15 protein-coding genes are annotated in these 23,635 nt (G+C 33.0%); 4 read left to right on the forward strand and 11 right to left on the reverse strand.

Going from position 1 to position 23,635, the window contains the following annotated elements:
• Positions 1–8 precede the first annotated feature (8 nt).
• Positions 9–1,361 (reverse strand): DUF1552 domain-containing protein, encoded by a 1,353-nt coding sequence (locus tag OQ292_RS26790; protein WP_284687166.1) that lies wholly within the window; start codon positions 1,359–1,361, stop codon positions 9–11.
• Complete coding sequence (locus tag OQ292_RS26795; protein ID WP_284687167.1) at positions 1,343–4,981, reverse strand: DUF1592 domain-containing protein; 3,639 nt, start codon at positions 4,979–4,981, stop codon at positions 1,343–1,345. The genes OQ292_RS26790 and OQ292_RS26795 overlap by 19 nt, the downstream gene beginning before the upstream one ends.
• 731 nt (positions 4,982–5,712) lie before the next feature.
• Between OQ292_RS26795 and OQ292_RS26800 the strand changes: the two genes are divergently transcribed.
• Complete coding sequence (locus OQ292_RS26800) at positions 5,713–7,182, forward strand: PP2C family protein-serine/threonine phosphatase (RefSeq protein WP_284687168.1); 1,470 nt, start codon at positions 5,713–5,715, stop codon at positions 7,180–7,182.
• On the opposite strand, the gene OQ292_RS26805 is transcribed toward OQ292_RS26800, so the two are convergent.
• From OQ292_RS26805 to OQ292_RS26820, 4 genes are all read right to left on the reverse strand, one after another.
• Positions 7,179–8,735, reverse strand: coding sequence for a hybrid sensor histidine kinase/response regulator transcription factor (locus OQ292_RS26805; RefSeq protein WP_284687169.1), 1,557 nt, complete (start codon positions 8,733–8,735; stop codon positions 7,179–7,181). The genes OQ292_RS26800 and OQ292_RS26805 overlap by 4 nt on opposite strands.
• A complete protein-coding gene (locus OQ292_RS26810; RefSeq protein WP_284687170.1) occupies positions 8,705–10,594 on the reverse strand; it encodes a ligand-binding sensor domain-containing protein in 1,890 nt (629 codons plus the stop codon). The genes OQ292_RS26805 and OQ292_RS26810 overlap by 31 nt, the downstream gene beginning before the upstream one ends.
• Before the next feature lie 72 nt (positions 10,595–10,666).
• Positions 10,667–11,551, reverse strand: coding sequence for a ligand-binding sensor domain-containing protein (locus OQ292_RS26815; RefSeq protein WP_284687171.1), 885 nt, complete (start codon positions 11,549–11,551; stop codon positions 10,667–10,669).
• Between the two features lie 119 nt (positions 11,552–11,670).
• Positions 11,671–12,414: a hypothetical protein gene (locus OQ292_RS26820; protein ID WP_284687172.1), complete on the reverse strand. Its 744-nt coding sequence runs from the start codon at positions 12,412–12,414 to the stop codon at positions 11,671–11,673.
• Positions 12,415–12,858: 444 nt separating this feature from the next.
• On the opposite strand from OQ292_RS26820, the gene OQ292_RS26825 reads away from it, so the two are divergent.
• The 3 genes from OQ292_RS26825 (at position 12,859) to OQ292_RS26835 (ending at position 16,553) form a co-directional block, all read left to right on the forward strand.
• Complete coding sequence (locus OQ292_RS26825) at positions 12,859–14,253, forward strand: sulfatase-like hydrolase/transferase (protein WP_284687173.1); 1,395 nt, start codon at positions 12,859–12,861, stop codon at positions 14,251–14,253.
• A gap of 512 nt (positions 14,254–14,765) precedes the next feature.
• Complete coding sequence (locus OQ292_RS26830; RefSeq protein ID WP_284687363.1) at positions 14,766–15,218, forward strand: DUF4369 domain-containing protein; 453 nt, start codon at positions 14,766–14,768, stop codon at positions 15,216–15,218.
• A 93-nt stretch (positions 15,219–15,311) separates the two neighbouring features.
• Positions 15,312–16,553 carry a serine hydrolase domain-containing protein gene (locus tag OQ292_RS26835; protein WP_284687174.1) on the forward strand — a complete coding sequence of 414 codons (1,242 nt, stop codon included), beginning with the start codon at positions 15,312–15,314 and terminating at the stop codon, positions 16,551–16,553.
• A 325-nt stretch (positions 16,554–16,878) separates the two neighbouring features.
• Here OQ292_RS26835 and OQ292_RS26840 read toward each other — a convergent pair whose 3' ends face one another.
• From OQ292_RS26840 to OQ292_RS26860, 5 genes are read right to left on the reverse strand one after another with little or no spacing between them, the layout of a single operon-like run.
• Positions 16,879–18,585, reverse strand: coding sequence for a hypothetical protein (locus OQ292_RS26840; RefSeq protein ID WP_284687175.1), 1,707 nt, complete (start codon positions 18,583–18,585; stop codon positions 16,879–16,881).
• Positions 18,554–21,103, reverse strand: a complete 2,550-nt coding sequence (locus OQ292_RS26845; RefSeq protein ID WP_284687176.1) for a ribosomal protein L7/L12 — start codon at positions 21,101–21,103, stop codon at positions 18,554–18,556. Before OQ292_RS26845 ends, OQ292_RS26840 begins: the two co-directional genes overlap by 32 nt.
• Positions 21,100–21,837 carry a hypothetical protein gene (locus tag OQ292_RS26850; protein WP_284687177.1) on the reverse strand — a complete coding sequence of 246 codons (738 nt, stop codon included), beginning with the start codon at positions 21,835–21,837 and terminating at the stop codon, positions 21,100–21,102. The genes OQ292_RS26845 and OQ292_RS26850 overlap by 4 nt, the downstream gene beginning before the upstream one ends.
• Positions 21,810–22,940, reverse strand: a complete 1,131-nt coding sequence (locus tag OQ292_RS26855) for an AAA family ATPase (protein ID WP_284687178.1) — start codon at positions 22,938–22,940, stop codon at positions 21,810–21,812. Before OQ292_RS26855 ends, OQ292_RS26850 begins: the two co-directional genes overlap by 28 nt.
• Entirely contained in the window at positions 22,927–23,574 is a 648-nt protein-coding gene (locus OQ292_RS26860) for a hypothetical protein (protein ID WP_284687179.1), read from the reverse strand. Before OQ292_RS26860 ends, OQ292_RS26855 begins: the two co-directional genes overlap by 14 nt.
• Positions 23,575–23,635: the final 61 nt, after the last annotated feature.

Raw genomic sequence — 23,635 nt, forward strand, 5'->3', positions numbered from 1 at the left:
ACATTTTATCAAGCCAAAATATCCGTTTTAAGTTTGCCTGTGCTGTCTGAGAAGCTACTAGTTTCAATACCTAAAGTATTAAGCATACTTACAAAAAGGTTAGACATTGGTGTATGGTCGTCGAATCTTTCATACTTGCCGTGTTGTACACCCATATTCTTTCCACCAGCTAAAATTAATGGATAGTTTACAGCATCGTGTGTAGTACTACAGGCACTTCCATAAAGTACAATTGTATTGTCTAGTAATGAACCGTATTCATCATGTGTATTTTTCATTTTATCTAGAAAATAGGCAAATTGCTTGGCAATCCATTGATCGTAACTTCCCCATTCTTTCCAATGGTTTGCAGATTTATCGTGGCTAATAGTATGGTGTCCACGGTTTAAACCTAAGGCCAATTTAGGGAAGTTTTCGCCTAAGCCAAGGCCATCTTCTCGTGCAATCATATAGGTCATCACTCTTGTGAGATCAACCTGCATGGCAAGTACCATTAGATCAATTGTAGATCTAATATAACTTTCCGGATCAACAGAAGCATTTACATTAAAATTTAAATGATCGGCACTAAAATCCTTCATCGGAACATTTAACCATTTTTCATTTCTTTTAATTTGCTCTTCCACAGAATTAAGGGAAGTCATGTATTCATCTAACTTTTGTTGGTCATTTTTGCCTAATCTTTTTTGTAGCCTTTTACTATCATCTAAAATCATGTCTACAATTTTTTGATCTTGTTGCAGACTTTTCTGTCGTGCATTGGTAGTCGCTCCACCTCCCGGAGCAAAGTAACGTTCAAAAATTTGTCTCTGGCGGTGTTCAGAAGGAAGTGCTTTTCCTGTATGATCGAATGAAAGTGTAGATACACGAGATTTGTAACCCACACCGCCATCTGTTGAAAGTGCCAAATATGGAATTCTGGTAAACTTACTAAATTTTTGAGCCACCACTTGATCTAAAGAAATGCTATTCTGATATTCATTTCCTCTTAAATCTCCACCTGTTAACCAAGTATCACCAGCGAGATGGCCTAGCAAATTTCTACTTTTAGGATGGCTTAATCCACCAAAAATAGAAAGATCCTTTTTGTAAGGCACTAATGGAGAAAGAGTTTTAGTAAATCGAAAATCTCTACCAGCACCCATGGGGAACCAACTCCAATCTTTATAATCTGGATTGTTTGCCGGAGGTAGACCTACACCATTAGGGAAATACATAAAGCAAAGACGCTTAGGGATTTCTGAACTTGATTTGGCTCCTTCAAATGGGTTTCCCATTGCTTCCATATAAGGAAGCATGCAAGCAACACCAAGACCTTTCACAAATGTTCTTCTATCTAATTTTAAAGATTTCTTCCCCATAATGTTTTTGATTTGAATTCTCCCTTAAATGATGGACTAGTTACTATGTTTTCGAATATTGATTGAAACTGGTAATCATCTTCCCGAACTTTTCTCACAATCGATTCAATCTCTTCTTCATCTACAAATGTTACATCTCTACCCAATGCATAGGCATATAAATATTTCACCAATGAGCGAGTAAAATCTTCGCTTTTCATTTCTAAAATATATTTCTTTATCTCATCAATGCCATCTACTTCATGTCCATTTGGTAGTTCTGCTTTTGTATCGATCGGCTTTTCTTTTGCCATCGTCTCAAAGCGGCCAACTGCATTGTAGTTTTCAAATGCAATTCCATAAGGATCGATCTTTTTGTGGCAATCCATACAAGATGGACTATTTCTATGAATAAAAAGCTGTTCTTTGAGTGTTAACTGCTCGAAGCCAGGTGTTTCCGGATCGAGTTCAGGTACATTTGGCGGCGGTGGTGGTGGTGGGCTTCCCAAAATTTTTGATCTTAACCAAACAGCACGCTTAATCGCATGTGCCTGTGTGCCATCTGAATGCCCACTTAAGAATGCTCCTTGCGATAATAAACCACCTCGATGCATCTCAGAAGTAATCGCAACTGGACGGAAATAGCTGCCTTTCACACCTTCAATTCCATAAAACTCAGCCAAATTCTGGTTTAACATGGCAAAGTCTGATTCTATCAGGTTGAAAATACTCAGATTTTCTTTTAGTACATGATGGATGAAATGATTGGTTTCATTGGCCATATCTTGTTTCACAAATCGAGTAAAATCTTCATATTCATTCACGTTCACACTCATGGCTTTATGGCGATCTATTCGAAGCCATTCTTCTGCAAAAGTTTCAATCATTCTCCAAGATTTCTCATCTTGCAACATCCTATTTACTTGGTCTTTGAGCGTACTTGTTTCATGCAAATCACCATCTTCTGCTAATTCTATTAGTTCTTCATCGGGAGGTGAATTCCAAAGAAAATAAGATAGTCGAGATGCTAAAAAGAACTCTTTTTCATCTTCTGAGGCATCGCTTTCAGGTTCAGCCAAATAAATAAAATTTGGTGAGCAAAGCACTGCTACAAGTACTTCTTTTACGCCATCTTCATATCGATCGTAATCACCTTTAATGTTATTCCAGAATTTCATATAAGGCTCTATGTCCTTATCAGCCATTGGCCTGCGATAGGCTTCTTCAATAAATTTTTTCAGTACTTGTTTGGTGTAAAGCTCTTTATTGTCTTTATCAGGTGAAGTGAAAAATATCTTTTCGTGGCTTTCTGGTGGCCAATTTGGATAGAATGGAGCCTCAAATTCTAGCGATTTAATTAATAATGGCGGGCCAGAATCTTGATTGTCTTTTACCAGATAATCATTCCATAAACCGAGAATCATGATATTTGCCAGAATTTCTGTTTCTACTGTATCAATTACCGGAATAGGTAAATTTTCCAATCTTCCTTTAAAAGTATAAGTATCAGGTTCACCTATTTTAGCAGTCACATTCTGGAAATTATCAAATGTCTTATAATCCATTCCATCGTCTGTTCGAGCACCTGCAAAAGCCCTTATAACCGGCACATCATTATCATACTTAGCCCTACTTTGTTCTGCTTCAGATTTTAATTGAATTGAAATTGGATGGTCTTCTGGAAATGGTGTAACTGTTACTTTGCTAAATCCAACAAAGAAATTGCCACCGATTTCTAAAGTATGCTCACCAGCTTTAAGAAATGCTAAAGTAACTTGCGTGATTAGTTCTTTTGTGCTTTCCAGAGACTTATCAAAGTGTAATCGTTCTTGTATTTTGTGTTTATCTACCTTTAATGTCATAGATGGCATGCCATCGTCTGCCACATAAGGATGCGCAAAATCTATTTGGTAATAGCCTTCTTTAGGCGCAATAAATTTATATTTTGCTATACTTTCTCCTGTTACTTCTTTAGGAATCAAGAAGTCATTTTTTAGCTGTAGGTTAGCTGTTTCTTTACAGTTTTTTGCTTCTAGATTGATTACTTCTCGAATACCTTTAACAGGTTTTTTATTTCTTAAAGCAATAAATCCTTCTTTTTGAGAATACCATTGATAACCTTTAGAAGCTTTTACTCTAAATTTAAAATCGCCATTCATTGGAAAATAATTGCGGAATAACAATTTTAAATTAGGAGAAGGACCTTGCCAAGATTTTGGAGTTACTTCTTTATGTGGTAAAGCTGAGTAGAGCATTATTCCCTCATCTACCACCTCATAGCGATCTGCATCAGAACCACGCATTCCAACACCAATATTCATTTTGATTTCTGTAAGATGAGCTTCTTCAAGACTGTCTAAACCAGTTTTTGGCTTTCCATCTTCATCGAGTATTTCAACAGTAAAATCATCTGAATTAATTGGAGCACTTTGGTAACCACCAATCATTGCGGAAACTTTCCCTACACCAATTCCCTTTCCAAAAGTAATTCTGTAATGAGTAACTGTAGGTTTTTCAGGAGGAGCAATGGCTTTATCTAAAGCTTCTCTAGCAATTTGTTTGAAGTATTCTATATGCAGCGGAGAAACTTGTAAAACATTTCCATTATTACTAAAACCCATTTCAGATTTGCCATCTTCTGGTAATACATCTCCGAAGCGTATAGAGACATTTAATATTTTATTGAGTGAATTAGTGTATTGATTTCTGGTTAATCTTCTGATAACGCCTGTTTCTTCAGATTTTTTTACCTCAACAGCATAATGTATCGAAGCTGTAATCCAGTCGACTAAAACCGTTCTTTCTTCATCCTTTAATTGATCTTCTTCTTTAGGAGGCATTTCACCAGTATTGATCATATTTAGCATAGCTCGCCAAGTTTCAGCATCTTTACCATAAACCAAATCAGGATCGATGTTATCTAACCTGAGCCCTCCTTTTTGCTTCTCTTCGTTATGACAGCTAATGCAATAGGTTTTGGTAATTGGCTCAATATCTTTTGCAAAATCGTAGGAGTTTAGAGTTTGGTCTACAAGACTTGCTTCCATGGCAACTATACCATCTAACTCATAGGGATCGTCTCCAAATAGCGATTTGAGTTCTGGTGGTAAACTTTCTGTGAGATAATTAGTGCCATGTGTTAGCGAACCTCCATAATGTCCTGTTAATCCTAAGATGAATACATTTAAAAGTAAGGCTTTATGGTAATTGGTGAATTTAGATAGCGAAGATGCTTTAGTTTGCTGGCGTAACACTAAAAGCCAAATACTAAGAATAACTGTAAAAAGGCCAAACCATTTATGAATAACTAATGTCTGGCTACCATATCCACCAGAAACTGCTAGAAATTTTCCAGCGATAATAGTGGGTACAGCAGAGATTATTGCAAACCATAATAAGATGTTACAAGCAGGTTTTAATTGAAGAGATGGTCGAAGTAAATTTAAAAACTCCAATAGGAAAAGACCCAAAAGTACACCTATAGGAATGTGTACAAACAATGGGTGGAAACGACCAATAAAATCTACTGACCAGTGTGTTTCCCCGATTGGAATAGCTACAAGAAAAATTAATAATGCAGATAGCAAAGCTGCACCATATACAAGATTTTTTCCGGTGGTGAATTTTTCTATTTTATTCAATTATTTGTACAATTTCTTCATATTAATACTTTAACCCTTTTGACAATTTTGTAATTATTACATTAGCAACCTTGCCATTCCTTTAAGTTAAGAAAAATTCAAATTTTTATATGTATATACAGAGACAGATGTAGAAAAGCTAACCCTGAATCTGGTTAAACCTATTTTAAAAAGCTATTAATTGATAAAATGAGGGGAAAAACACTCAGATTTATCATCTTCAAATGCTATTTATTGTTAATAAAAAAGTACTGTAAAGTATGATTAATACAAAAAATGCTATTTGTTAAGTAGCAAATGGAACTATAGGTTACCTTCTAAAAATACTTTTTGTATCGTTTTTGTGTTTAGGCTATTAACTTTTATGATCATTTTAACTTTTAATTATACTTTTCGAATATTACTTAAAACTTAACAATATGTAAATGATACTATATAAGTATAATGCATTTGGTGTTTTTCGGTTTAAATATATAAGCTATTGCTTATTATAGAAGCATAGAAAAATCTTGCTTGAAATACGCTTAATTAGCTTAAAAGTTATGATTGTAAGTAAATATGTTAATACTTAGGGCAAATAGAATCGTGTGTGCAGATATGAAAAAGTTGAAAAAGTATTTTAAAATAATTCCTTCACTAGGATACCTTAATTTAACAAATAGGGTATTTATAAACTCTATTATGTTGAGAAAACTGATGGTTTCACTGTTTATTAATCACTCTCAACAATAATGAACACGGCTATCAATTTTTCTCACATCTTAGGAAAGCTTTCAATTATTGGTGTTCTTCCAGCAGAAGATAGAGCTGTGAGGAATAGCAAAAATATGATGGTTTATATGGGTATGCTAATGTCTTGCGGAGGTATACTTTGGGGTTCACTTTTATTATTTCTTGAACTATATAGACAATCTTATATCCCTTATGGTTATGTTGTCATTACTTTCTTTAACTTACTTTATTTCAATTATTCAAAAAAGTTTGATTTTGCTAGAAATATACAAATATTTATAAGCTTAATGCTTCCTTTTGCCTTACAATGGACATTGGGAGGTTATCTTTCATCAGGTATAGTAATGCTTTGGTCACTCATATCTTTGTTTGTAACAAGCGTTATTAAAAGAGGAGAAGGAGATTTTTGGTGGTTTATTATCTTTCTTGGATTATGCTTTTTATCGTACTTTATAGAGCCTTATTTAGCCTATTTACGACCAGAAACATTAAATCATAATGTTTCAACTTTGTTAGCCTTAATTAATATTTCTTGCATAACCATAATTATATTTTATCTGTCTAAAATGTTTTTAAAGAAGAATCAATTCTTGACGGATAGTAACGGTCAATTAAGAAAGACACAGAAACAGCTATTTCAACAAAGTAAGATGTTAGAACAAAGCAATTTTGAATTGTTGAGATACCAGAGAAGAATAAATGAAAGTATTAATGCAGCCCAAACTATACAGCAGGCATTTTTACCTGATCAGCTAACCTTGCAAAGCACTTTTGAAGAACATTTTATACTATATAAACCTAAGGACATTGTATCTGGTGATTTTTATTGGATGCATAAGTTTGGTAAGAAGACCATTTTTATAGAAGCAGATTGTACTGGGCATGGTGTTCCAGGTGCTTTTATGACATTAATCGGGAATGCAGTTTTCAATCAGATTGTGAAAATAGAACAGGAGTATGATCCTGCCTCGATCATGTACAAAGTAGATAGTTATTTAAAAAGTATTCTTCAACAAGAGCTAACTAACAACAGAGATGGAATGGATGTTTCTGTATTAGTTATTGATGAAAAAGAAGACGAATTAGATATTGTTTTTGGAGGTAGCTATCAACGTATGGATTATTATTTGGATGGGCATCTGCATACTGTAAGAGGTTCTAGAAAAAGAATAGGCGGTATAGAAAACCCAAATAAGAAATTTGAATCCAGTCATTTAACTCTCCCTAAAGATGCTGTTATTTATTTGTATAGCGATGGATTAATTGACCAAAACGATCCAGAAGGTAAGAGGTACGGTTCAGAAAGATTTAGCAAAATATTAAGCTGTGTAGCCGATTTGCCCTTGAAACAGCAAAAAGTAATCATTTCAAACTCGCTTAAAAAGCATCAGCAAAATATGGAACAAAGAGATGATATTACTATTATCGGGTTAAAGTACGCTAAATCAAGTGTATTAACAGCAAGCTAACTTTTTTCTTTAGCAAAAGTTGAGGGTGAAACACCATAATAGTCTTTAAAAGCTTTGGAAAAATAACTTTGGTTAGCAAACCCTGTTTCTAGTGAGATTTCTGTAAGGTTTCCATAGCCGTTTTTGATGAGTTTAGCTGCATATTTAAGTCTGTAAACTCGGATAAATTCTGTTGTAGATTTTCCTGTAAGTGCCTTTAATTTAACGTGCAGAAAAGTTCTACTTACTCCCAATTCTTTTAGTAATTTCTCGCCATTAAAGTCAGAATCTGATTTGTATCTATCTAGTATGTTATGCGCTTTTTCAATGAATTTGCTGTCTTGTATACTCAAACCTTTTAAGGTAGAATCATTAACTTTTGCAGATCTATAACTTTTCCATAATCTTTCTCGCTGCATCATGAGGTTTTTGATACAAGCTTCCAGTTCAACTTTGTCGAACGGTTTGGTTAAATATGCATCGGCTCCTGCTTCTAAACCCTCAATTCTATTTTCTAACATGGCTTTGGCTGTAAGTAAAATTATTGGAATATGACTGGTTAAAATATCAGATTTCAATTCATAACAGAGTGTATAACCATCTTTTATTGGCATCATTACATCACTTATAATTATATCCGGAACCAAAACCTTTGCTTTGTTTATACCTTCATTTCCGTTTGAAGCGGTTTCAATTTTGTAATCATATTTTAAGCATGTTTTTAAATAATAGATAACATCTGCACTATCTTCTACTATTAAGATTAAAGACATACTGTTATTTTGATTTACTTCTTGCTGAATTACTTCTTTTTCAGGTTTATTAGAAGTTCTAATTTCTTGGAGTACATCATTATCAAATTCTTCATTAATAATCTTGGCATGTTGAGTAATAGGTAGTTTTAATATTATTTCTGTGCCTCTACCAACTTTACTATTTGCTAAAATCTCTCCTTTAAGTAACAGTACAAGCTCTTTTGTAACTGCGAGTCCTAAGCCAGAACCAAAATCAGAATTTTCACTATGTTTCGAAATGGAATTATTTGTCTGATAAAACCTGTCAAAAATAAGTGCTAGTTCCTCATTTGGAATACCGATGCCAGTATCCTTTACTTTTACCTGTAAATATACTTGGTTATTATCGATAATTTGGTCGACTAATAAATAGATATTGCCACCTTTGGGAGTAAATTTTACAGCATTAGAAAGTAGATTGGTAATAATATGTAGAATCTTATCTTTGTCATAATCCATGTTAATTTCATGTAGTTCAGAAATAAAATGAATGGTAATTTGATGGTTTTCAGCTAATGAATGGAAAGTTTCTGTGAGGTATTTAAGATAAGCAATAATGTTACTTTGACTGAGATTTACTTTTAATGTACCGCTTTCAATCTTAGAAAGATCAAGCATTTGATTTACTAATTGAAGAAGAGAACTAGGATTCCGTTTAATGATTACATCTTTGGCTAAACCTAATATAATTGTAAGGGGAGTTATAAATTCGTGTGTGATATTGGTATAAAACCTCGTTTTAAAACTATCTAATTCATGTAATCGTTTGGCTTCTGCCAATTGTAATTTTCGGTTAATTTTGTATCTGTAAAATGCACTAATAAACTGATAATTAGTGCTATGTAAATTGTATAAGCCCGCCAAGTAGCCCACCACGGAGGTAAAATAGTAATATCGAGAGTAATACCTGTTTTGTTCCATACACCATCACTATTAGAAGCTCTCACATTAAAAATATAGCTACCGGGGTTCAAATTCGTGTATTCCACAGTATGTTGGATTCCTATATTTCTCCAATTTTCATCATCATTCTCCATAAAAACTGCATACTGATTTTTCTGTGTATCATCGAAATGGAGTGCAGAAAAACTGATTGACAGATCATTTTGCCAATAGGGGAGTGTAATGGCTTTGCTTAATGAAATATCACTATTTAAAGGAGAGTTTTTTTGACTAATGGATAATTCCTTTCCATTAACTTTAAAGTCTGTAAAAGCTATTCTAGGTTTGATAGAACTTGTATAAATATTATCAGGATCAAAAATAACAATGCCTTTATTGGTAGGAATAAATATTTCTCCATTTGAGGTTAAAGACGATTTTCTGCCTCCAATAATATTAGAAGGCAAACCATAACTTTTGTAATAGTTTTTAAACTTTTTTGTTTCTGGGGTATAGCAAGAAAGTCCGTTAGCAGTACCTATCCAAATTCTCCCTTTTCGATCTTCTATTACATTAAAAGTATTGTTATCCGCTAGTCCTTCATCTTTAGTAAACTGTGTATAGTTATATGTCTCGGTATTGATTCTGATAACACCAGATGAAAGTGAGGTAGCCCACATATTACCTTTAGAATCAACAAATTTGGGTTCAGCACCTTCAAAATTAAAGGTTTTGAAAATATCAATAGATACATCCATAGGGTCTTTAATATCATCTGGATTAAAGACATGTAGACCAGCATCTAAGGTACCGACCCAAACTTTACCTTTCGGGTCTATATTTATTTCACTTGTTCTACTCCCAAAACCTTTTGCCCATGTCCATAATGGAAAAACAATGCTGTATGCCTTGTTTTCTTTAACTTTCCAGTTGACTAATCTACCAAAGTAGCTCAGCCAAAAATCGCCATTTTTTTCCTGAGATAGCCCGTTACAAGTTATTAAAAAATACCTCTGGTTATAGTCTTGCTTTTGAGCTAGCATACTTTTTTGCCAAGTAGAAATATCTACTCTTTTGAATTTTTTAGATAAGGTATTAAATGCGAATAGTCCATCATTTGTAGCAAGCCAAACTGTATCTGAATTATCTAAATATATATCGATAATGGTAAATAATGTATGGCCTTTTGTTCTATCCATATTACTATTAAAATGGTTTTTTAGTGGATAAGAAGCTAAAGAAGAAACGTTTACATCATAATAGAACAAAGTATCTTCAATAGTATACCAAACATTACCATTTTTATCGCTTGAAGATGTCGAATGGATATCGTCTTTTTTTGTTTTGATAGTTTGAAATGCACTACTTTGTGGTGAAATTTTAGATACACCATCTTTTGTTCCCCACCATATATTATTTGTTGCATCTTGATACACATCTGTAAATGCAATTTTGGCAGCATTTTGTTCTAACTTGCTAGAAAGAAAGCCTCCATCTTGATATTTACCGTTTTTATCGAAGCCATTTTTTATGCTTACTTCTTCAAATGTTTTGGTTTGTACATCAAAAGTTAAAAACAACCACTGATCTAAAGAAATAAGGTAGGCTAAACTCCATATTTTACCTTTTAATTTATCATAAAATAAGATAGAATGATTCTCAAAATATTTGTTAGCTGTATAATAATTTTTGTAGATTTCGTCAGGGCAAAATCTGAAGACCATATCTTCATATCCTTTTTTATTAGATGTGAGCATGTTTTGATGGGAATATAAATAATGCTCGTATTTCTGGGTTTGAATATTAAAAATAGTTAATCCTGTACCTTGTTATGTGGCGATGATCAAACTATCATCAACAAAGATACTTTTTTGTAAAAAGGCATTTACAAAATTATATGTATTATATTCTTCATTTACCAGAAAGAGTTCTTGATTGCTTTTTGATGAATCTATTTTAAGAATACCATTAAAACCAGTTATCCACATATTTTCTTTGCTATCCTCAAAGAAATTAATCGGACAGTCGTATGTAACTTTAAGATTATTATTCCAATTAACCATCCATTTAACACTATCTACTTTTCCAAATTTGTTATGAAAAGAATTGCTATCTGGGAAAAATCGATAGAACCCAAACGAATTACTAACACTTGTCCAAATACTGCCATCCAAATCTTGATAAATCTCTGTAATAGAGCCAGATGTGATCATACTATCAGGATTGTTGAGTGCATGTAAAGAATCTGCAACAGTAATAATACTGGAATCACTGGGTGACCTGAAAGTGGGTTTTCCGGAATAAAAGTTTCTCGATTTATGATTCATATCGAAAGGAACCAATCGATTATTTTTGCGGTCGAAAAGGGCTATTTCTCCATGTAATCCACCCACCCAAATATTACCATTATTAGCTTCACTTAAGCTGGTTACTGTAATATTTCGTTGGCTATCCATCTCAGTAGTATCAATCAAAGGCAGTTGATAGGTCTTAATACTATATCCATTGTACTTTAACAGACCCATATTGGTACCAAACCACATATAGCCATATTTATCTTGTAGTATACTTGTAATGTATTTATTTGTTAGCTCTTCTGGGATGTTTTCTTGTTGCAACGAGTAGTTTTTTTGAGCAAAGCGAGGTACTGATATTACAAAAAATACCAATGTAAAAAAACTTGAATATAGGTAGCGAGGTATAGATTTTTTCAAGATGAAATCTTAGTCAGTTAAATTTAGCAACGTGCTACTTATAATAAATATAGTTATCGTTTTACACATTTTCAATTAAACAGCTAATGTAGATCCGATGAAATAGAAAAGATTTGTTTTTAACGATTGCTTAGTAAACCTTTTTCTCGCTTTTTATCAAAAATGCCGTCCTGATTAGTATAGCGCCAATTCTGCTTAAATTTTGAGATGGTAGTTCTTACAGATTTGTGGCTAGGATCGCTATGAAAGTGCCCTAATGGATTGTTTTCGAAGCTATTATCTAAATATACTTTCTTGTAATAACTCATGTATTTTTGCAAGTTGGGAACCTGATATATCACATGGCCAAGTTCGTGCACTAATAGGAATATGTTTTTCTTTAAACCACAATCTGCAATTTTTACACTTACTGTGTTTTTTCCATACTCTGACACATAGTTGTGTATGTTGTTATTATCGTGATTTAAGTTAGTCATTCCTTTGGTTTCCATACCATTTTTCTTATTTCCTAATTCATTCACCACCTTAATGTAAACGTGCGTTTTGTTGCCTTCAAAATCTTTAATATCGCTTATTCTGATATATAATGAATTGTCGATCTGTCGTAAAAGATTTATCAATTCGTCTGTTTTCTTATCGTATTTTGTGGCCTTGTACTTCTCCCTATAAGCATCTTTAAGCATTTTTTTAATTTTTAAAGTTTGTTGATGATCAATATCAGTTTTTAGAATATTCTTCAAATTATTAATGCATTTATCAATCTCAATTAAATGAGACTTGTAGGGATTTCTTATTTCTGCCAAAGTGTATTGACAAAATAATAGCAACAACATTGTAAATAATGAACAAGATAGCCTTTCCATGATATTTAGGTTTTGGTAACAGTAAGTCTCTTGGTGATTGTTGTATCATTAGGGCTTTGCCAACATGGTTAGCAAGGTTTTCTTTTAGCAATAGTTTTACTAAAGAAAGTATTTACAATGTAAGTAGCTTTTGATTATGTTCTTATTTCATTATTAAAAGTGATAAAATTATACTATTAAAGCTATTACTATTGTTTGTTTTTTTTGATGTAATGTTCAAAGTATTGAATATTAGATAGTTATGATTCTGTATTTAATAGCTAAGTAAAATTGTATTTACTAGAATTTGTATTTTTCATATAAACGTTTGTAGTTTTAATACTTTAGATTTGTATTCTTAAAATGATCCATAGCATATCTTATTTCTACTTTTAATTGCCATTATAAATCTCTCTAATTAAGTTGTAGCTGTTTTAACTATTATCATATACAGCTAATTTTTTCATGAATAAATCAACTTACTTAATTTCAATTTTAGCATTCCTATTTTTATGTTCATGCTCCATAAAGCAAACCAATAAAAAGCCTAATGTAATTCTGATTTTTATAGATGATATGGGTTGGGCAGATTTATCGAGCTTTGGAAATATGGATGCTCAAACACCTAACATCGACAAACTTGCCTCTGAAGGTATTAGCTTCGAGCAGTTTTATGTGAATTCACCCATCTGTTCACCATCTCGAGTGGCAATATCTACGGGTACTTATCCGCAAAGATGGAATATTACTTCTTTTCTAGCTGACCGAGCATACAACAAAGAACGCGGTTTGGCGAATTGGCTCGATCCATCTGCGCCTATGTTGGCAAAAAGCTTAAAAAATGCAGGTTATGTTACTGGTCATTTTGGTAAATGGCATATGGGCGGACAACGCGATGTTACTGATGCACCACACATTACAGAATATGGTTTTGATACTTCTCTCACCAACTTTGAAGGTATGGGAGCGAAGCTATTACCACTTACAAAAGATGAAACTGGCACAGTTGGTAAAATTTGGGAAGATGCAGAAATTTTAGGAGAATCTTTTACTTGGATGCAGCGATCAGAAATTACCACAGGCTTTATTGATGCGGCAATAGATTTTATAGATAAATCTGATAAAGAGGAAAAACCATTTTATGTAAATATTTGGCCAGATGATGTACACAGCCCTTATTGGCCTCCTTATGAAGATTATGGTTTGGCTAAAGAAGCTGGAAAAAGAGGTTTGTATCTAGCTGTTTTGGAAGCTATGGATAAACAATTTGGCAAATTATTCAATTACATTCAGTCGAATGAAAGTTTGAAAGATAATACACTAATCGTATTTTGTTCTGATAATGGCCCAGAGTTAGGAGCTGGGCAGGCAGGAGAGTTAAAAGGATATAAAACTCATTTATACGAAGGTGGTATACGTTCTTCATTAATTGTTTGGGGCCCAAAATTTATCGATGATGCAGCAAAAGGAACTAGAAATACGACATCGGTTTTTTCGGCAATAGACTTAAAGCCATCTATATTGGAGTTTACCGAAGTAACTCCATCTAACAAAGAATTGACTGATGGTGAAAACCTGATTTCGACTTTTCTTGGAAAAACTAGGGAGTCTAGAAATGCACCTATTTTCTACAGTCGCCCACCAGATAGAAAGAATTTTTATGGTTTTAAAAATCTTCCAGATTTAGCTGTGAGAGAAGGTGACTGGAAATTACTTTGCGATTACGATGGCAGTAGACCAGAACTTTATAACATAGTTAAAGACCCGGGAGAACAAAACAACCTAGCAGAATCACAACCCGAAAAAGTAAACGAGTTGACTCAAAAATTAATTAGTTGGTATTCAATGATGAATAAATAAGGTTGATTTTATAAAATACCAAAGCTAGTATTTATTTACAATTTAGACTTGTAATAATATCTTGCTAAGTATTTGATTATCAGAAATATACTAATTATGTATAATGTGCTATTATGTTAATTCGAATTTTACCTCGAGAGCTCCCTTTTCAAGATTAATAAGTGAAAGTATAATTTCACCTTAATACGAAGTTTTTCGTAGAATGTCTTGGCTTGTATAGGCTGGTTTCTTATATTTTTTACGAATTAATTCGTAGATAAATAATGGTTTCTTAACTCGACAGAATTAAAGCTCAAACTACTTCAAGCACTTTGTATTTTTTTTACTTTAAATGGGATTTACGAGAAGTTAAGCTGTATAGTTTATGACCGATAAATACCTACATTCAATGTTTTTGAATTTTCGTCAAGTTCGTTTCGAAAGAATTGGAATGAACTTCGAAAATCGTCATATGACATAGCTCTAAAATTATAAAACAATTATTATCAATTTATTTACTTCTTTTAAGCTCAATTTCATTTGCTCAGGATAGGTTAGAACTAGAAGGCTCGGTAAAAGGATATGAAGGCAAAATCAAACTCATTTTTAATATAGTGGGGTACAATCATGAAGTAGACATGGATAATGAAGACGTGACTTATATGATTGACGGTAAATTCAGGTATGAAAAGAAATTGGAGGGGCCAACCTTGCTTTCTATTAGAATACGTCCAGAAATTACTGAGAACTTTGACCCTCAATCATTCGAATCAGTTTTCATTTGGGTTGATAACAAAAAAATGACCTTAAAAGCTGAGAAAGGAAATTTTGAATATAGTGATGTGACCGGATATTCTAGGCAGGACGATAATGAAAAGAGTAAAAACTATGTAGGAGGTAGACTTATTGCCTACCATCAAAACATAGATTCTTTATTAAAACTGAAAACACAGAGGCTAAAGAAAAAGCAAATCAACTTAAATTAGTTTCAAATGTATTCCTAGAAAATAAGTATAAGTTGAATCATTGTTACTTATATCCAAATAGTTAGCTGCAAGCAAAATAAAACTCAACATAAAATGAAAAAAAAATCATTATCAAATCTTTTGACATTATTCTTTTTTACACTGATATTACTTTCCTGCCGTAATATTCAAAAGGAAAATAATAGCGGGAAATATTCATCAATTAATGATAGTCTGTCTGTGAAGTTAAAACGAATTTATTCTCAAAAAGCTATTCCTGGATTTTCTGTAGCTGTTGTAAATAAAGATGGAGCTATTTATAGTCAAGGTTACGGAAGAACAGACATCAATGAAGAGTCTGTTTATACTGTAAATACTTCACAAAAAATTGCTTCAATTTCTAAAACTGTATTAGGTATTGCATTACTCAAAGCTCAGGAAATAGGGAAGTTAAATATTTCTGACCCTGTTGATGAATACTTACCTTACAAGTTAAGAAACCCAAAACATCCAGACAAACCAATCTTAATTAAGCATTTGGCTTATCATAGCTCATCTTTAAGAGATACTAGAAGCATATTTGAAAATTCCTATATTCTGACCAAGAATGAATTAGATGAGAATGAAGGAACTTTACCGTTTTTCCAAAAATCAGACTCACTAGTTAGTTTAGAAAGTTTTTTGGCTAATAGTCTATCAAAAGAAGGCAAATGGTATAGTGAAGAAAGCTTTTTTGATTTTGAACCGGGTACGGAAAGTAGATACTCAAATCTTGGTGCTGGAATTTGTGAGTATATTATTGAATCAGTAACAAAACAAGACTATGCATCATTTGTTGAGCAATATATTTTCAGTCCATTAGAAATGGAAAATTCGGTTTGGGAAATTGAAAAAGCTAACAATAGTTCTAGACTTTTTTTAAATGATACAACCTTGGTTGCACAATACATAGGGTTTAACAAAGCCGATGGTGGATTGATAACATCAGTAGACGATATGAGTATTTTTCTAGCTGAACTTATCAAAGGGTTTAACGGAAATGGGGTTCTATTACATAAAGATAGTTATGAAACATACTTCGATATGCAACAATATCCTGAACAGAATTCACAATATGGATTGTTTATTGAACTAAGACCTAGAACTTTTGGTTTCGAAGAAAGCTTAATTGGACATATGGGTGCTGACCCAGGATTATTAACCGCGATGTATTTTAGCCCAAAAAGCGGACTAGGAAAAATAATATTCGTAAATATTGAGCCTCGAACAAAAGAAATTAGAGATGAAATAAATGAAATATGGAATGAACTAATACAGTTTGAAAGTAAACTTGTAAAACTAGAATCCAGCAGCTAACAATGTATATGCAAAATAGGCGGAACAGTAATAAATTCAAGGGTTTTGGCAGGTATCAAACTATTAATAAGAATGGAGAATTAGTTCATCTTCACGGAAGTTATTCTCTTATTAAAGACAGTTTAGGCAAACCTATAAGTGTGATTAAATTAGCAGTTGATCTCGCTAAAATTAATAGTATTTAACAATGTACAGCAGATTTATAAAAACCTCTTAAAATGCAAGTGTTTAATGCTATTTTGAAAGAATATGTATTACAAAAAATTCCATTGCAAAGTGGATTCTAGGAGATTTCATAAAAAACCATAACTAAGGTTATGTTAAGTTAAACCATCCTTCGGTATTTAAACCTCGATGTATCTTTTAATAATTCTTTGTCGGATTTGTTGAATTTTTTGAGCTCTTCTACAATGTGACTATTTGTAGGCGCTTCTGCAGAAATAATTTGATAAGCCAATTCTTTCAAATGCGCTGAGAGCTCGTTTTGCTTTTTAAACTCGTGATAAAGTATTTTCAAATAAACACTTCTGTTATGTTCATTCACATAATGCTCATAGATAAAATCAATTTCAGATTTTATTAATTTGATTTCATATATATGATCAAAATATTTTCTCAGACAACTGTAAGCATCTATATTTTCACTCCAACCTTCGAGTAAGGTTTTTTGTGCTAGCTTAGCATCTCCTAATTTGTTTCTATAAATATCTGATGCTTCTATGTATTTTCTTTGCTGTTTTAGAATTGAAGCTACTTTCTCATAATAGATTCTAGCTTCATCAAGCTTATTGATACTGGCATATAAATCAGCCACTTTTTGGTAATCGTTTAATTCAAGGTAAAGCTCAATTGCTTCAAAAATCATATTGCCTTTTTCGTAGCATTCAGCAGCTTTTTTCTTGTTTGTTAAATGCTTAAGGTAAATCATTGCAGCTTCTTGATAGAATTTGCCATTTTCTAAAGTAAGTGCAGCCTGATGATAATCTTTTAGCAACTTCATATAGATAAATGCTGCTTTTTGGTATTCGCCTTTGGCAATTAAATCTTTCGCAGTTTGCCTGTATTGCGCATCCAGCTTCATAAAATGATCGCCAATATTTATACTGCCTCCACCACCAGAAGAACTTGATTGCTCAAATAGCGAAAAATCTCCCCATCTTTTATTAAAATCTAGGTTTTTAGATTCTTCTCCTCTATTTGAATGATTGTGATCTAAAGGAATAGCATATTTTAGTGCTTCTTCGGGATCATTTTTAAGCATATCCATAAACTTCTCCATCTGGCTCTGGTTTCTCCTTTCTAGCTCTTCATAGTCTTCTTTCATGTTTTCTGTCCAATTACTGTCTTTATTAAACATATCAGTAAAAGACTTCAGCTTAGAGAAAAAAGGCTTTTCTTCCGCATTTTCTTCTCCATCTTTCTTATCAAATATCATTCTGTAAAATTCCAATTTGCCTTTTTCAAGTGGAGTTAATGGCTCATCTGGCATTTTCTCAGATTTCGGGAAAACATCTTGTTCTAGATGTCTCAAAACCTCTTCAGGTTCTAAAGGTTTAACCTGAAAACTATTTATGGTCTGCGGTATAAAAACAGTACTCTCTGCTTTAATTATATCTTTTGAATTCTCAGTTGGAGAATCAACTAACTCACTGATAAACAATATATTTACTAATTCTACAAAACCTATTTCAGGATGGAAGAAATGGATATTTCTTGGAAATAATGCCTCATTGTCTTTAGGAGAAATTGCCGGCACAACTACCGATTTTTCAGGTATATAAAAGTTAGGATATACCTGTTGGCAAAGTTCGTGTTTCCCGATTTTATGTGCATCTAGTTTTAACTCTGTAAGAATTAAACATCCCCAAACTGAATTCGGTAAATTATCTGGCAATGGATAAATACGCAAATCGCTAAGAGCAAATTCTAATTGATGAATTTCCTCGAACCAAACCTGAGCAGATGGACTTTTTATAATAAAGCCACCAATTGGATATTTATTAATGTGATGTGGTTTTATTCTCAAGTTCATAGCGAATAATTGTATCTGTAAATGCATTAATATATTTCCTAAAGAACGTTACATTCTCTATCGTTTTTAAGGTACTAAAATCTTTATTAATAGTCTCTATTTTGATTTTAGCTCCTTCATCTTCTAATATTTTTTTAGTCTCAAAAGCAGAATCTTCACCTAGTACATAACCTAAACTGACAGGTGCATTTTCTGCCATATTTTTTGCTGCACTTAAGGTTAAATTGAATTTTGTTCTCATCGCTTTTATTACACTAAGTTTCTGATTACCAGGATCTTCAAGAAAGATATTAAAGCTCGGTTTGTTTAAATAATAGTCGTAACCTGCAAAATGTTCATAACTAGCAATTCCTAAAGCTACATCTAAAATTGATGGAATAAATATTTCTGGAATATCGCTATTACTACTTTGAAGTAAAATTAAACCAGACTTGTTTATCTCGATTCTACTTCCATCTTTGAACTCAAATATATTTTGGTAAATAAGTTCTGCCGCAACTTTGCGAGTCTTATCTATCGCTCTTTCTAGCTTTATGTGATTTCCTTGGTTCAACAGCAACTCATGGCTATTTAAAATAAGATTTCCCGAATCGTTAATAGCCACTTTTTTAAGATTTCGGAGAACATTCGCAGTAACCATATAGGTATTTTTGAGCTTACTTATCTCTTTTCTACGCTTTATAAATAGCTCGTCGATTTCAGCTATATCATCACCAAAAACCTGTTGCACATTCCCTTCAGTATCTATTTGCCAATGACCAAACTGATTACTGTGGTAAAAACAATTATCGAAGAAAATAAAAGTAGGCCCATCTTTATGTTTCCACTGGCTAAAAGGGAATACTTTTTTATGATTTGAAAATAGATTTATGAGTTCAATTTCCTTGTTTTGAGCATTAAATAACAGTAGTAAATAGCTACCATTGTTTGAAAAACCAACTTCAAAATCTGTCGGAATAAAAGATAAGTTTTCGTCTATAATCTCCCAACCTTGTCTATAAGTTGTTGCCGGGTTTCCATGTTTTCTTAACAAAGACCTTTCTTTATAAACCATAAAAACATTGCCATTTTCGGCAGACCTTATGCCGACAAAGTTCTGCGCATTTCTTACCAAAACAGGATAATAGTTACGCTTTGCTCTAGAAATTGGCTGGCTTTCAGGTTCTTTGGTTTTTTGCCAAAGTCTAGCCAAAGGTAACTCCATATGCTGCAAATGCTTTCTGCTATTTTTAAGCTTTTTGTAGATATCAATTTTTCCAGAAGCATCATTAGAGATTAAGTAATTAATGCTATTGGCATAATCACTCAATACTTTAGCCATGTTTATTTGCTTCAATGTCGAATTTTCTGTCAGCAAAAATAGCTCTCTGCCTTTTGATGAAGGATATTGCTGAAAAAATTCTGTAATTCCTTTTGAGGCATCTAATGTTACATCGACTTCTTGCAAGCCTTCAATTAAATCGTTTACCGTATTTACTTTTAATTCTTTGTATGAACTACCTACAGCAAACACCTCACAAGCTATATCTGTTTTTGGATGTTTGGCAATAGCCAACATGGTAGCAAAAGCGAGCGTTTTTGGTGTTCCCCAATTTTTTAAACTGACATCAATCAGTATAACTCTTTTAAGCTCATTGCTTGTAGGAGGAGTTTCGCGATTGAGATAAAGTGCTTCGTTGTTTGCTAATCTGCTTAGAAATACTAAATCGTCATTGGCATATTCTGAGATTAGTAATTGGCTCAAATTGCCCTTGTTGGTAATATCTGAAACACCACCAATTGGTTGTTGGCTCGGAGTTGAGCTATGGAATGGCAAGTGCAAACCAGACCAAATTGTTTTTACTAAAGCTCCAACTCTAAATGTTTTGCTATCTTTAGTTAGCTTATCTACAAAATCATTTGAGTCGGTGTAAGTTTCTTCTAAGTTAACTTCATCGGTAATTTTAGGAACATCTGCAATTTTTTCTATAATCTCTTCGGCAGTTCTAAACTTCCGATTTAGCAGCGAAATTACCTTTAAGTCTGAATTTACTTTTAGATGCTTTAAGTCTACCTTATCATAGGTTTCAAACTGATTGTTTTTCTTAAAATCTTGGTATATCTGTGAAGATTTTTTTACTGAAATGATGTTGTGGCAATCTTTAAAAAGTGTTTGTAAAAACATATGCTTTTGATGTCCAGTTTTATATTCTTCTGGAATTGCAGTAAGCTTTTTTAAAAAGCTAATAGCATCATTTATTAGCTCTTTATCTGAAAGCATAATGTTTTTGTACAGTAAAGATTCAATCTCTTCTATAGCTTCTTTGCCATTGTGGTTTATTGCAGCTACTGCCATAAGCAATGCTCCAAATGAAGGTAAACCTTGAAAAGATAGTCTATCAATTATTTCTACAATAAGTTTCTTATAAGCGATTGTGCTACCATTTGGTATGGCTACAATCTCGCCTCTATCTTCCCACTGCCAGAAATAATTCTTACTTGCCTGAAAGTATACTTTTGAGATAATAAGTTCTTTCATTTTTGTAGCTGGTTAAATGTTTTTCGGAAAGAACTGATACTGAGAGGTTCTAACAAATGCTTTTCAATTTTGATGAAAGTAGAATTTGTATTCCACAAAATCCAACAGTTTTTTTCTGGGTTAATCTTAATCAACAAAATATCTGTAAGCATGTGTAAATCAAAATTGTAACCAACAGGAATAATCGCATTCTTATTTTTCCAATAGACCTTCCCGCTAATTGGTAAAAGTGGTTTGCCAAACAAAAGTGCTTGCTCAGGAGAGATTAAAACCCAATGTATATTTTGAAGTCTAATTTCTGGTGCTGCTTCTATATAGTTTTTGAGTAAAGACATTTCTACCAGCATTACTTCTGCCTCTTTTTCAGTCTCAGATTCTACCAGCTTTATATTTATCTTTTCTTCAATTCCGAAAAAATTATGGTTATAGCTGCCTGTTTTAAGTGGCAATGCTCTTTCTATGGGAGTCCAAAGTACTGCTGGCAAATTACAATCGGGTAAAAGGCTATTGAGCAAATACAGCTTACCTTTTTTATTATAATAGATAGTTTTATAAGGAAGACTTTTTACCTCAGCCGCATTAATTTGTGTATCTTCAAAGTTGGTAATCCACACACAATTTTTATCAAAAGCCACTTTTAGGTTGGTCCAGTGTCTAATGCTGGCAATATCTTCTTTGTGTACCGGATCTATTTTTACATAGTAAGCTATATTGTCTGTAGCATCTTTTGCCATAACGATTCAATTTCTGTCAATAAATGCTGTTTGTGTTCTTGTTTTTTAATCCAGTTGGCTCTGGTTTGCACATATCTCAGCTTATCTTTAATCACATTTTGTTCTTCAAAAGACAAATCACCAGATTCCCACTTTTCAGTTAAGAGGTTAACTTCTTTCATTAACTCTTCGGGATTAGGCACCTTATTAAACATGGCTTGCGGATGTGCATTTGCAGCTTCATCTTTTTCAATAATTGTGTCGATCACCCCTGCTAAAATTTCCATTTGTTCCTCATTATCCCAAATGTATTTAAGCACCCATAAATCTGAAGTGATGGCTTCTGTTCGGTTGCAAATAAATGCACTGGCAGCAATCAAGTTTTGGATTTTTACAGCTCTCCTGTCAGATATATTTACACCTGTGTTTCTCAGGTTATGTATCAAATCGACAAACTGTTTGATGATGGGAGACAAATCTACATTGCGGGTTAATTGCTGCAATTCTTGGATATCTATTGGATGAATAACCGGTTTTTCTGTTGGGTCTCTCCTTTCTAGTTTTCTACCTGCCATGAGCACCTCTTCCAACAAATCCGGATTTACATAATCACATTTTACTCTTATCAAAAAACGATCGAGCAAAGCATTTAAAGTTTCATCTTCTGGCAGCACGTTACTTGCTCCCACAAACATTAATGCCGGTATTTTTCTGTTTTCTTTTCCCCTTCTAAAAATCTTTTCGTTGAGGGCGAGCAGCAAGCTATTTAGAATAGCACTGTTAGCATTAAAGATTTCATCTAAGAAGATCATAGAAGCTTCTGGCAGCATGCCTTCGGTATTGGTGGCTAGCTCACCTTCTTTGAGTCTTCGAATATCGAAAGGTCCAAAAATCTCATTCGGTTCTGTAAATCTGGTGAGTAGATATTCGAAGTTTTTACCATCTTCGATACAGTCTGAAAGCAACCTAACAATGGCACTTTTCGCAGTACCCGGAGGACCTAACAGAAAAGCATTTTCTTGTGCTAGTAAGCTTATGCCAAGCAAATCGATAATTTCATCTTTGCCAACAAAAGCATCTTTTAGATAATTTAAAACGCTGGTTAGTTTTTCAATTTTGTTCATCTATATTAAGTAGTTTAAAACCTTCCCAATATGTTTCGCTATAAATACCCATATTACTCGAAATTTTATTATAAAATAATGGGATTTTGGCTAATTTAATGTTTTTATATTTGATTATCCTGTTTAGGTAAAGTTGTTCTAGACATTGATTATCTAATATTGTTTTATAGTCAGTTGCCTCCAATTTTAAAGAATAGTTGATGCCTGAATAATGCCATTTTTCTAATTTGTTTTCTAGTATCTCCAAAAGAAAATCTGAGCTATCGATCAGTTTAAGTTGATTGAGCAAACTGGGCATAAATCGAAAACACAAATCAACCGATAAGATTGTTTCTGGTGAAGTCTCGATTTCATCTACTGGAAATAATGCAACTAAATCTTTACTTGGGTTTTGGCGATATAAAACGAGCTGAGCTGCAATATAAATAGTTTTGGCACTCCATATAGCCGCATCAGCATTAAATTTAGGAGCTAAAAAAGGGTAATTTAACGTTTCATTTTGGTAGGCACTTTCTAAATAAGCTATTACTTCTTGATCTTCTTCTTGAGTTGTTTTAAGAATTCTATCGTATAGTACTACTTCTTCCTCTTCGCGCAGAGATTTGATCATTTCTAAGAAGTAATTCTTTTGCATTAGACTATTGTTTTCTAGTTGACACTGGTTAATATTTACTCAAAGAATTGTACCAAAGTTT

Source organism: Chondrinema litorale, from assembly GCF_026250525.1.
Lineage (GTDB): Bacteria > Bacteroidota > Bacteroidia > Cytophagales > Flammeovirgaceae > Chondrinema > Chondrinema litorale.

Excerpts from the sequence above, each read along its gene's own strand:
- OQ292_RS26860 (WP_284687179.1), bottom strand. The coding sequence starts at position 23,574 with ATGCAAAAGAATTACTTCTTAGAAATGATCAAATCTCTGCGCGAAGAG.
- OQ292_RS26840 (WP_284687175.1), bottom strand. The coding sequence starts at position 18,585 with ATGAACTTGAGAATAAAACCACATCACATTAATAAATATCCAATTGGT.
- OQ292_RS26835 (WP_284687174.1), top strand. The coding sequence starts at position 15,312 with ATGAAAAAAAAATCATTATCAAATCTTTTGACATTATTCTTTTTTACA.
- OQ292_RS26855 (WP_284687178.1), bottom strand. The coding sequence starts at position 22,940 with ATGAACAAAATTGAAAAACTAACCAGCGTTTTAAATTATCTAAAAGAT.
- OQ292_RS26800 (WP_284687168.1), top strand. The coding sequence starts at position 5,713 with ATGAACACGGCTATCAATTTTTCTCACATCTTAGGAAAGCTTTCAATT.
- OQ292_RS26790 (WP_284687166.1), bottom strand. The coding sequence starts at position 1,361 with ATGGGGAAGAAATCTTTAAAATTAGATAGAAGAACATTTGTGAAAGGT.
- OQ292_RS26825 (WP_284687173.1), top strand. The coding sequence starts at position 12,859 with ATGAATAAATCAACTTACTTAATTTCAATTTTAGCATTCCTATTTTTA.
- OQ292_RS26850 (WP_284687177.1), bottom strand. The coding sequence starts at position 21,837 with ATGGCAAAAGATGCTACAGACAATATAGCTTACTATGTAAAAATAGAT.
- OQ292_RS26845 (WP_284687176.1), bottom strand. The coding sequence starts at position 21,103 with ATGAAAGAACTTATTATCTCAAAAGTATACTTTCAGGCAAGTAAGAAT.
- OQ292_RS26820 (WP_284687172.1), bottom strand. The coding sequence starts at position 12,414 with ATGGAAAGGCTATCTTGTTCATTATTTACAATGTTGTTGCTATTATTT.
- OQ292_RS26810 (WP_284687170.1), bottom strand. The coding sequence starts at position 10,594 with ATGCTCACATCTAATAAAAAAGGATATGAAGATATGGTCTTCAGATTT.